This window comes from Mucilaginibacter humi (genome assembly GCF_013087555.1).
Map to the genome: position 1 here is coordinate 21518 of NZ_JABFCR010000026.1, position 10027 is coordinate 31544.

The 10027-nt window shown below is 42.1% G+C and carries 17 protein-coding genes; 8 read left to right on the plus strand and 9 right to left on the minus strand.

Going from position 1 to position 10027, the window contains the following annotated elements; genetic code table 11:
* Positions 1-71 precede the first annotated feature (71 nt).
* The 4 genes from HK413_RS07020 to HK413_RS07035 are packed head-to-tail and all read left to right on the plus strand — an operon-like array spanning position 72 to position 2753.
* Entirely contained in the window at positions 72-803 is a 732-nt protein-coding gene (locus HK413_RS07020) for an ABC transporter ATP-binding protein (RefSeq protein ID WP_175269665.1), read from the plus strand.
* Positions 800-1654, plus strand: a complete 855-nt coding sequence (locus HK413_RS07025) for an ATP-binding cassette domain-containing protein (protein WP_175269666.1) — start codon at positions 800-802, stop codon at positions 1652-1654. Before HK413_RS07020 ends, HK413_RS07025 begins: the two co-directional genes overlap by 4 nt.
* Positions 1647-1904, plus strand: a complete 258-nt coding sequence (locus tag HK413_RS07030; RefSeq protein WP_175269667.1) for a hypothetical protein — start codon at positions 1647-1649, stop codon at positions 1902-1904. Before HK413_RS07025 ends, HK413_RS07030 begins: the two co-directional genes overlap by 8 nt.
* Positions 1905-1955: 51 nt before the next feature.
* Entirely contained in the window at positions 1956-2753 is a 798-nt protein-coding gene (locus tag HK413_RS07035) for a glycosyltransferase family 4 protein (protein ID WP_217452129.1), read from the plus strand.
* Here HK413_RS07035 and HK413_RS07040 read toward each other — a convergent pair.
* From HK413_RS07040 to HK413_RS07080, 9 genes are all read right to left on the minus strand, one after another.
* Positions 2684-3148 (minus strand): glycosyltransferase, encoded by a 465-nt coding sequence (locus HK413_RS07040; RefSeq protein WP_175269669.1) that lies wholly within the window; start codon positions 3146-3148, stop codon positions 2684-2686. The genes HK413_RS07035 and HK413_RS07040 overlap by 70 nt on opposite strands.
* Entirely contained in the window at positions 3145-3777 is a 633-nt protein-coding gene (locus tag HK413_RS07045) for a glycosyltransferase family protein (RefSeq protein ID WP_175269670.1), read from the minus strand. The genes HK413_RS07040 and HK413_RS07045 overlap by 4 nt, the downstream gene beginning before the upstream one ends.
* A gap of 193 nt (positions 3778-3970) precedes the next feature.
* On the minus strand, positions 3971-4345 hold the full coding sequence (locus HK413_RS07050) for a hypothetical protein (protein WP_175269671.1): 375 nt from the start codon (positions 4343-4345) through the stop codon (positions 3971-3973).
* Between the two features lie 10 nt (positions 4346-4355).
* On the minus strand, positions 4356-4727 hold the full coding sequence (locus HK413_RS07055) for a GNAT family protein (protein WP_217452130.1): 372 nt from the start codon (positions 4725-4727) through the stop codon (positions 4356-4358).
* Positions 4720-4884 carry a hypothetical protein gene (locus tag HK413_RS07060; RefSeq protein ID WP_175269673.1) on the minus strand — a complete coding sequence of 55 codons (165 nt, stop codon included), beginning with the start codon at positions 4882-4884 and terminating at the stop codon, positions 4720-4722. Before HK413_RS07060 ends, HK413_RS07055 begins: the two co-directional genes overlap by 8 nt.
* Before the next feature lie 53 nt (positions 4885-4937).
* Entirely contained in the window at positions 4938-5153 is a 216-nt protein-coding gene (locus HK413_RS07065; protein ID WP_175269674.1) for a polysaccharide deacetylase family protein, read from the minus strand.
* A gap of 185 nt (positions 5154-5338) precedes the next feature.
* Positions 5339-5725 carry a polysaccharide deacetylase family protein gene (locus tag HK413_RS07070; RefSeq protein ID WP_175269675.1) on the minus strand — a complete coding sequence of 129 codons (387 nt, stop codon included), beginning with the start codon at positions 5723-5725 and terminating at the stop codon, positions 5339-5341.
* Positions 5726-5727: 2 nt separating this feature from the next.
* Positions 5728-6279 (minus strand): hypothetical protein, encoded by a 552-nt coding sequence (locus HK413_RS07075; protein ID WP_175269676.1) that lies wholly within the window; start codon positions 6277-6279, stop codon positions 5728-5730.
* Positions 6239-6676 carry a hypothetical protein gene (locus HK413_RS07080; protein ID WP_175269677.1) on the minus strand — a complete coding sequence of 146 codons (438 nt, stop codon included), beginning with the start codon at positions 6674-6676 and terminating at the stop codon, positions 6239-6241. The genes HK413_RS07075 and HK413_RS07080 overlap by 41 nt, the downstream gene beginning before the upstream one ends.
* A gap of 814 nt (positions 6677-7490) precedes the next feature.
* Between HK413_RS07080 and HK413_RS15005 the strand changes: the two genes are divergently transcribed.
* From HK413_RS15005 to HK413_RS07100, 4 genes are all read left to right on the plus strand, one after another.
* Positions 7491-7826 (plus strand): methyltransferase domain-containing protein, encoded by a 336-nt coding sequence (locus HK413_RS15005; protein WP_217452131.1) that lies wholly within the window; start codon positions 7491-7493, stop codon positions 7824-7826.
* A 65-nt stretch (positions 7827-7891) separates the two neighbouring features.
* On the plus strand, positions 7892-8551 hold the full coding sequence (locus tag HK413_RS07090) for a radical SAM protein (protein WP_175269679.1): 660 nt from the start codon (positions 7892-7894) through the stop codon (positions 8549-8551).
* Positions 8548-8934, plus strand: coding sequence for an SPASM domain-containing protein (locus HK413_RS07095; protein WP_175269680.1), 387 nt, complete (start codon positions 8548-8550; stop codon positions 8932-8934). Before HK413_RS07090 ends, HK413_RS07095 begins: the two co-directional genes overlap by 4 nt.
* Before the next feature lie 150 nt (positions 8935-9084).
* Positions 9085-9510 (plus strand): hypothetical protein, encoded by a 426-nt coding sequence (locus tag HK413_RS07100; RefSeq protein ID WP_175269681.1) that lies wholly within the window; start codon positions 9085-9087, stop codon positions 9508-9510.
* Positions 9511-10027: the final 517 nt, after the last annotated feature.

Consider the following 10027-nt stretch of genomic DNA (forward strand, 5'->3'; position numbering starts at 1 on the left):
ATAAATGATATTTTAAACATCCTCGAACAAAAGGAAAAAGTAAAGTTGGCCTGGCTGATTTTATCCGACCGGTGATGGGCATATTGGATGTTGCCTTTTTGGGGATGATACTGGTTGTAATTAACTTTTACACTACCAATAAAGAGGCTGGTTTCATCACTTTCCTGCCGGATGCGTTATTAAACCGCAATTCACTTTTATTAATTGCAGCGTTTTTGCTGTCATTTGGTTTTAAAAACTGGCTGGGCTATCTCAACACAAAACAGCAGCAGCATTTCTTTTATGGCATTGCATCGAGGCTATCCAAACGGAACATCCAAAACTATTTAAAGGATGATTACCTGCGCTTTGTAAGTGTTGACTCGTCGGTACTCATCCGCCGGATAAGCAATCAACCCATAGAGTTTAGCAATTATATCCTAAACAATGTGCAGCAGATCATTTCGCAGGGGATATTGATCTTAGTTACCATTACCGGGATATTATTCTGGCAGCCGGGTTTGTTTTTAATGCTGTTTTTATTGCTGGTGCCGCCGGTTGTGTTGCTGGCCAATTATATCAGGTTTAAACTAAGATCTATTCGCGAAAACACCAGGTTAGTGAACCAGAAAACCATCCAGCATTTAAAGGAGTCGCTAAACGGATATATTGAAAGCAATATTTATGATAAAGACGGCTTTTTTGTAAAGCGATATTACGATCAGCAATCACAATTAAACAATAACATAGCCACTCAGCAAACTTTACAAGGACTAACCTCAAGGCTGGTAGAGGTTTTCGCCATACTGGGATTTTTATATTGATCGCCATAAATAAATTATCGGCAGGTACACCTGCTGTAAGCCTGCTAACTATCGGTGTTTTTATGGCCGCAAGTTATAAGATTATCCCCGGCATCGTTAAAATATTAAACAGTACCAGCCAGATAAAAACGTACCGGTTTACCATAACTGACCTTCAGCCCGTAACAAACCAGGTTACAATTGCAGACGAAACAGAGCACCTGCAGTCGATAGTTTTTGACCGGGTTAAATTTAGGTACAACGACCGCTATATACTAAGTAATTTAAGTTTTGAAATCCAGGCCGGCGACTTTGTGGGGATGTCGGCGGCATCCGGCAAAGGTAAAACAACTATTATACACCTGATGCTTGGCTTCCTGAAACATCATAAAGGCAATATCCTGTTTAACGGCGAAAGAACCAACTGGATAAAAAGACAAGGGTATTTAAACAGGGTGTCGTACATAAAACAACAATCGTTTATTATTAATGATACCCTGCTTAAAAACATCACGCTTACTGACGGCGACTATAATCCGGCTATACTTGACGAGGTTATCGGGTTTTGCGGGCTGGAAAGCCTTATAGCCCAATATCCCAACGGAATTAATGAACTGATAAAGGAAGATGGCAAAAACATAAGCGGCGGCCAGCGGCAGCGGTTAATGCTGGCGCGCGCGCTATATCATGATTTTGATTTGCTGATACTGGATGAAGCTTTTTCTGAAATGGATGAGGCGTCCGAAAGGGCGATCCTGTTAAAATTAAAGCTTTTAGCGAAACAGGGTAAAATGGTGATACTGATAACCCACAACACCCCGAGCCTTGATTTTTGCGATAAGGTGATAACAATGGAACCGGCATATGCGTAAGACATTGATAATACTTACCCCCGGTTTCCCTAAAGACGAGAAGGACACCGCACGGTTACCCGACAGGCAAATATTTGTGCGCATTTTAAACGAAACCTATCCCGATCTTAATATTGTTGTGATAACATTTCAATACCCTTCAGAAGCTGCAGAATATAGTTGGAACGGCATTAAAGTAATTGCCCTTGGCGGCAAAAATAAAAGCGGCTTTTACCGCAGGCTTACTGGCTACACGCCTGGCGCGAACTGAAGAAGATAAGAGCAACTTATAATGTAATTGGCTTCTTAAGCTTTTGGATGGATGAGTGCGCTTTTATCGCAGATAAGTTTGCGGGAAATTCGGTTTAAAACATTATTGCTGGCTGCTTGGCGGGATGCACGGCCGGGTAACAGATATGTTTACCAGATGATGCCGAACGGTGATAACCTGGTAGCCTTGTCTGATTTTATAATTAATGAATTTAAGCGGAATTATGGCGTAACTCCCAAATATACGGCACCGGGGGCAATTGATCCATCGTTATTTAAACCCTTCACCGGCGAGCGGGACATTGATGTTGTTGGCGCGGGTTCGCTGATAGGGTTGAAACAATATTCGGTTTTTATAGATATTATACAGGCTTTAAAGCGTAATATACCGAAAATAAAAGCGATAATATGTGGTAACGGCCCCGAAATGGCAGCGCTGCAAATTCAAATAAATCGGCTTGGCCTTGACGGCAATATAACCCTAACCGGAGAGCTGCCCCACGCCGAAGTATTGGCATTGATGCAACGCACTAAAGTATTTTTACATCCCTCGAGATACGAAGGGTTCGGCATAGTTTGTTTAGAGGCCCTTTATGCCGGTGCAAAGGTAATAAGCTTTGTGCGGCCGATGATTAACGAGATCCCCAACTGGCATATTGCGAGGAATGCAGCTGATATGACGCGAATGGCAAAAGAAGTATTATTGGATGCCGACCTTTTATACTACCCGGTATTGCCCTATCATATTGCGGATACTGTTAAAATTATAATGGAACTGTATCAGCAGGAAGCCGCAATAATGCCGATGCGTTCGGCAATGGCCTCGAAAGAAAGGGTCGACTTAAAATAGGCCAGCGCTTTTTCTTTTTCTGCGGGTATATTCAGCGAATTGGTTTGTTGTAGGGCAGCCAATAATTCTACCTCATTACCGGCTTCATACAACAGGCCTATATTGCCATTGTCGGTCATCATCCTGAATGAAAATATATCAGTTACTATAGGGATGCACCCGCATGACATCGCTTCGCAAACTGCCGTCCCACTGCCTTCATAATGTGAACCGGCGACAATAAAATCAACACTGTTATGCCAGTATAATAACTCATCATTGGGTACTTTGCCAATGAGTTTTATTGCAGCAGCATTGGGCGCTTTGCTTAACAATTGTTGTATTTCGGGTAATAACTCTTCGGTATGATAGAGCATATATAAACAAGCCGAAGGCGTTGTCGCAGCAAATTTCAAAAGGCTTTTATCACGGTTAAGGGGTCTTTGTTTTGATCTAACCTGCCCACCCATAAAAATGCTTTGGTTTCGATGATCCCGGTTTTTGCACGGGCTGTTTCCCTGGGCACTGGGTGGAAAAATGACGATAGCTCCATTACCTCATGGATCTTTTTCGGCGATGTTAAATTGGCTTTGGCTATCCAATCCAAACCCATTGCCCGCGAGGCAAATAAATAAGCATTGACAGAATGTTCCGCTAATCGCACTAACTTTTTTTTGATCCCGGTAAATGGTTTCTCCGCATGGTTTTGGATAATGATCTTTGGTTTGCGCCCTAATAGCAATCGCAACAACATTACCTGTAACGGGAAATGCATGCTATGTATAACTACCACATCGGGTTTTTGCTGACTGATAAACAAGTTTAGTTTTACCGGGAAATAGGTGCGTGTATTAAACTTTCTGAACCGATAGTTAACTCCATTTTTTATCTCATCTCCTTCATAATTAATTTGCTCAATACTTATCACTTCATTATTTGCTGCTACCGCCTCTAATACACCCGTATAGGCTTTTATGCGCTCCAGCCAGGCTGCCGGATCGTTATAAGTATTGGATGAAATATAGCTGGCAAAAACAAACTTCATGACTGTTAAAATATATCTATATCGGCTAAGGTGAACTTTATGTTTTCGATGTTGATGTCATCGTCAATAATTTTAAACCCGGTTTTAAATGAACCGATAGGTTGATAATGCGCTGCAAATAATTTGTTTAACCGTGTTTGGGGGCTTGTTTGAAAATGGATCTGATTTAGCCCCAATTTGCGGGCAAGTGATATTAGTTTTTTATAACGCTTTCAAAAGTGCTGCCTATATTTTCTATATCGCCAATCTGTAAACCGTTTTGCAGTTTTATCCAAATCAATGTCCCATCTATTTCAATAACCCGGGTAGGCGAGTAACTTTTATATTTAAAATATTTATCGTTACGAAATACTCCGTTATAGCTATCGGCCAATACAGAATTTTGAACTCCTTTTTTATTAGTTAAAACATCCCTTAAAACCCAATTTATATAATGATTATACAAGGATCTGAAAGCGGGTATTTTCAGGGCGATCTGCTCTAACGGGATGCCCCCTTTAACCGAAACTTTAAACAGGTTAAGCGAGCCTGTTATTTGCCAGCCCAACTTGTTAATAAAACCCGGCATAGAGTTTTCATTAGGAAAACCAAATACCGTGCAAATCCTCCTGCTTACACAAAGCGTACGATAGATTAGCCAATTCGGTAAACAATCCCATATTTCTATATTCCGGATGTGTCATAGTATCTGCCGATTGTGCTGCCAGTATCGTTTTACTATTATACAAAATCAAGGTTGGTATAACGCCATAAAAAGCAATGGGTAAGCGTTGTTTATTATAAGCCAGATAGCCAATAAATTTAGCTCCTGTATAAGCCGTATCGTATTTATTCCTGAAAAATCCGGCAAGCCGCTCATACCCATATACCGCTTTATATAGCAAATCCATATCAGCTATATTATTTAAGCTAAGCCGTTCAGTGGTGTAGGTGGTGGCCGGACTAATCATATTTACAGGTTATGGTTGCGTGCAATTGGTTAACCGGCGATATGAATGGGTTTACTGTTAGCCGTTCACGCATGGTTTCATCCTGCCTATCTGTATCATTATAAAAATCCATCGCCAGTAATTGTTTGTAGCCTACCCTTTTAGCGTCATTAATCACCTGTTGGTTATAACTGCCATAAGGAAACGCCGGGCTGGTTACCGGCTTATTTATTAACCCCTCCGGTATTGTTTTACCTGCAGCATTTCTTTAAAAGCATCTTCGGGGCTTATTTGTGCCAGGTCATTATGGTAATAACCATGTGCTCCAATGGTTGCATATGGCGAAGCAGCCAGCTCTTTTATTTGTTCTGTCGTCATTTGCAACCAATAGTCTGTATGTTGTTCTTTAGTTTTAAACGGGGCCAGCGGGTACAGCAATTGCATCATATCCGCTTTTTCAGCGAAGCCGGCGGCACGTAGCTGCTCTTTAAGGGTAATATGGGTGTCGGCGGCATAATACAGATCGTATTTGCCTTTATAATACTGCTGGTTTTTATAGGTGATATTTTGCGAACCGTACTTACTTACGATCCCTAAAAAATCGTTCCATAATATATCATAACCTTCATTGGTTATCCCGGTAATAAAAAAGTGGCGGGCATTTGATATTTTTCCAACAACGGCAAAACGTATTGATGATTATTGGCAAATCCATCATCAAAAGTCAGGCAGACATTATATTTTTCATCACTGAAATTGCTGTTATAATAATCATCCAGCGAAACCACATTGCAATGCCTTTTATAAAGTTTAAGGTGAGCTTCGAAAGTTTTTGCAGTTAAAAATATCGGGTTAAAGCGGGTATGGTCTTGTTTGCAAATACCATGATAGATCAGGACCCGGCTGCCACGGGCGTTTTTATAGAATACTTTATCTAACCCCAAATAATAGCGCAGGTCGCGTTGATAGCATTTAAGCTTGCGCGATAATTTTGAGCGTATTTTTGAATAAACAGACATAATTAAATAGCGGTTAGCGGGAATATAGCGCCCGGATAATAAGCTTTTATTTGCTGCATTACACCGGGCAAGTCGCCTTGTACATATTTGCAGGTGCGACCCATAAACACTTTGCTGAATTCTTTTAGGTTAAGATGTTCAAGCTGGCCGAGCATCGTGTTATCAAACAGCCTTACCTCGCCGTCATGAACAACCAGCAATATATCTTCGGGTTGGGTTGCGTAAAAGAATCGAACGATGATCCTGTTTCCTTTTTTGACGACAACTATAGAGCCCCTATTGTCAACATCGGTTTGAGATCCGCCCGGATGCAACGAATCATATAACTCGGCATCTGTTAACATGTTTGTTTCGCGAGCCTGGCGGATATGGTCCCAGATGTTCCAACTGCCGGTGAGGGTCGAGTCGGTACCAAATAAAATGGTAGTGTGTTTTTTCAGATCGTCCATCGCTGCAGTTTTATTCAGCAAAAAATAATTCGATGCGGGGCACCATATCACCGCTTCAAATTTTTTAGCCTGCACGGTGGTCATGGCTACGCCATGCACCCCCACCAGCTTTTTTCAGCAGGTTCCAACGGATAAGTGTATCAATCTCGCGTTTAGACTGCTCATCACTGCCCTCGCCAACATGTATTACCACCGGCAGTTTACGCTTAAGCGGATTATTGAGTTTAAGTTTCCAGCGTTTTTCAAACTGCACCGAGTGGATGCTATGGCATTGTTCAACATTTATAGGAGCGTTAGCTATTGGTAAGGGCTCGCCATGGTTTACTACCGTGGTGACGCCACAAAGCAGGTTTTTAAATATCCCCCATTCAACCCTTAAGTTCAGTGGCACTTTTAATACAGCCGCTATTTCGTCCTTATAATTGGTTTGGATGTGTTTACCCCACTCGGTATAACTATTATAATACCGGTTACCTAATTGCGGAAACAAATTAAAATCCAAATGATCATGCGAGTTTACCAGGCCGGGGAAGGCTAAGGCATTATCAAACTTTAGTTGTAAAGTATCAGCGGTGGTATTGTCGTTTTTATGCTGATGTTAACCGGGCCGTTGCCCATAATTGTATGAACGTTATTTAAGATCATTAGTCCATTAAAAGGTTGATATCAGCTGCTATGGGATTGTTTGTCGCTATCAGGGCGCTCATGGCTATAATAGCTTTACGGACGTTTTTTTATAAAGGTTGCCACAGTATTTTATTTCATTTAACGGGCAACCTTTGTTTAACACGGGGCGTAACCTTATTGATAATTGTGTAATTGTAGATTTAGTTTCTCTTGATAGTGGCGGGAGGTTAGGGCCCCGCCGCTATTAATTAAAACCAGCCCAAACAAATAAATGAAAATAACACCCCTACTAAATAAGCTGTTTAAAACAGATCACCGTCAGCCTAAAACAGGGGTTAATAAATAAACCCGTTGGATATAAGTGTTCAAAATAAAGTCACTAAGCGTTCAAAACCCCGGCAGCCGGAGTTTGAAGAGCTTTATTTTGCAGTAAGAGCACACGAAAAAAGAATTTATACAGACGCGCAACTGCAAACCCTGCCCGACTTTTATATCCACTCTTATGAATGGGATATGCGAAAGCATTCGAGCGGCAGGCTGTTGGCTTATTTGGCTAAGAAACGTAGGTTTTTAAGAATATTGGAAGTTGGTTGTGGTAACGGCTGGCTGTCTGCAAAGATGGCCGGCTTGCCTAAAACACATGTCACCGGTTTGGATATTAACCGGGTGGAAATTAACGAGCCAACCGGGTGTTTAAAAAGCCCAACACGGAGTTTGTGTACGATAGTTTTAATGAAAACACCTTTGATAAAGAGAAATTCGACATCGTCGTTTTTGCCGCATCGCTGCAATATTTTCCATCGGTGGTGGCTGTTTTGCAGCAAGCCGAACGGATTTTAAACCGCGGCGGTGAGATCCATATATTAGATACCCCTTTTTACGACCCGGACGATGCGGCAATGGCAGCCGAGCGGTGCCGCAGCTATTATAAAGATATGGGCGTCCCCGAAATGGCCGATCATTATTTCCACCACTCTCTAAGCGAGTTTTGGGGATTTGATTATCGGGTGCTGTTTAACCCTTAAGCTGGTTTAACCGCCTGTTTAAAAAAGATCCGTTTTATTGGATCGCTATAAAAAAATAAGATACCATGTTGCAGTCTATCGCACATACTTACAAACGTTACCGCACCCTGCAAACGCACCGCATCTCTGCCCTGCCGGTAGTGATATTGATGCCTCACAGCGCCTGTAATTGCCGTTGTGTAATGTGCGATATCTGGAAGGATAATAAAAACCTGAAACAACTTACCGAAGCAGATATTTCCGACCTTTTATTATCACTGAAAGATCTCGGCACGCAGCAGGTGGTCATGTCAGGCGGCGAAGCCTTGCTGAACGCCAATTTATTTAAGCTTTGCGAGATCCTCAAAAAAGAAAATATTAAAGTAAGCCTGCTCACCACCGGCCTGTCCATTAAACAAAATGCAGATCAGCTGTTGAGATGGGTTGATGATATGGTAGTATCGTTAGATGGCGACGAGGCTATGCATGACGCGATCCGCAATATCCCTAACGCGTTTAAAAAGCTAAAGGAAGGTGTTGAGTACATTAAATTTTTAAAGCCCTCTTATCGCATTACAGCACGTACGGTTATCCATAGGTTAAACTTCAGGAACTGGCCGGCTATCATCGCGGCAGCAAAAGATATGGGTATTGACCGGGTAAGCTTTTTACCCGCGGATATCAGCAGCCATGCCTTTAACCGCCAAACCGCCCACGGGCCGAACCTAAACAGCATGAAATATTGATAGGTGAGCACGAGCTGCCCGAACTAAAGGATGTAATTTACCATGTGTTAGATGAGGCGACATATTTAAACAAACGCTTTATTGCCGAATCTGACGCGAAGATCTGGGATATCTATAATTATTACGCTGCGTTTTACGGGTTAAATCCTTTCCCCTATAAAAAGTGTAATGCCCCTTGGGTATCAACAGTTGTTGAGGCCGATGGCAGCGTAAGGCCATGTTTTTTTCATGATACGATAGGTAACATCCGCAATAATTCATTAGCGGAAATATTAAATAACCAGGCAGCAACTGATTTCAGGCGTACGCTGGATATGAGCACTAACCCCACTTGCGTAAAGTGTGTATGCAGCTTACACCTGTCGCCGCTTGCAACATTATAGGATCATGAATAATATACTTTTCACCCATTCCTATTTTTTACGGTTTGATCCTAAACAATGGTCGATAGGTCAGCCGTACGCGCCCCCGGGTACCTTATATGCCGCGTCTTTAATGCGCGAAAATGGTTACCGGTTTCGTTATTTGACACCATGTTTGTAGCCGACCCGGCAGAAGTTGAGCCCGTGCTTGATGAAACCCACCCCGATTTTTTTGTGGTGTATGACGATGGCTTTAATTACCTCACTAAAATGTGCCTTACAAACATGCGCGAGGCGGCATTTAATATGTGCAAAATGGCTAAGGCGCGCGGATGTACGGTAATTGTATCCAGCTCAGACTCGACCGACCGGTATGAAGAATATTTGAAAGAAGGCGCCGACTATGTAATAATTGGCGAGGCCGAGCAGACATTACTTGAATTGGTAAACCATATTAAATCGGGCGAAACAGATATGGCTTTTATACCCGGGTTAGCTTATACCGGTCATGACGGTAATGTTCATAAAACCGCTGCACGCCCGGTTTTAAAAGATCTGGACAGCTTGCCACTACCCGCCGGGATTTGGTTGATATAGAACTTTTTAATTTGTTTCCTGGTGGGTAACCGGTATTATAATAGTTATACCCCTTTTTAGGCTGACGGTGTTTGTTTTAAACAGCTTGACTGTAGGGGTGTTATTTTCATTTGTTTGTTTGGGCAGTTTTAATTGTGGCGGCGGGGCCCTTTCCCGCCCTCAGAAAAACTAAATGCAATTTACAATTATCAACTAGGTCCCACGCCCCGTATGGTTGCCCGTTAGTCGTAAAATATAAAAAAACGTCCGTGGCTAATATACTGGCCATGGCCCTGATAACGGCAGGCAACCGCTGATATCGGCCTTTTAATGGACTAATGATCTTAAATAACGTTCGTACAGCTATTATAGCCATGAGCGCCTGATAGCGACAAACAAAAAACGACAGCTGATACCACCTTTTAATGGACTTTACAACTAAAGTTTGATAATGCCTTAGCCTTCCCGGCCTGGTAAACTCGATGTTGGATTTTTAATTTGTTTCCTGGTGGGTAACCGGTATTATAATAGTTATACC

Excerpts from the sequence above, each read along its gene's own strand:
- HK413_RS07030 (WP_175269667.1), top strand. The coding sequence starts at position 1,647 with ATGCGTAAGACATTGATAATACTTACCCCCGGTTTCCCTAAAGACGAG.
- HK413_RS07035 (WP_217452129.1), top strand. The coding sequence starts at position 1,956 with ATGAGTGCGCTTTTATCGCAGATAAGTTTGCGGGAAATTCGGTTTAAA.
- HK413_RS07045 (WP_175269670.1), bottom strand. The coding sequence starts at position 3,777 with ATGAAGTTTGTTTTTGCCAGCTATATTTCATCCAATACTTATAACGAT.
- HK413_RS07050 (WP_175269671.1), bottom strand. The coding sequence starts at position 4,345 with ATGCCGGGTTTTATTAACAAGTTGGGCTGGCAAATAACAGGCTCGCTT.
- HK413_RS07055 (WP_217452130.1), bottom strand. The coding sequence starts at position 4,727 with ATGATTAGTCCGGCCACCACCTACACCACTGAACGGCTTAGCTTAAAT.
- HK413_RS07065 (WP_175269674.1), bottom strand. The coding sequence starts at position 5,153 with ATGATGCAATTGCTGTACCCGCTGGCCCCGTTTAAAACTAAAGAACAA.
- HK413_RS07070 (WP_175269675.1), bottom strand. The coding sequence starts at position 5,725 with ATGTCTGTTTATTCAAAAATACGCTCAAAATTATCGCGCAAGCTTAAA.
- HK413_RS07090 (WP_175269679.1), top strand. The coding sequence starts at position 7,892 with ATGTTGCAGTCTATCGCACATACTTACAAACGTTACCGCACCCTGCAA.
- HK413_RS07100 (WP_175269681.1), top strand. The coding sequence starts at position 9,085 with ATGTTTGTAGCCGACCCGGCAGAAGTTGAGCCCGTGCTTGATGAAACC.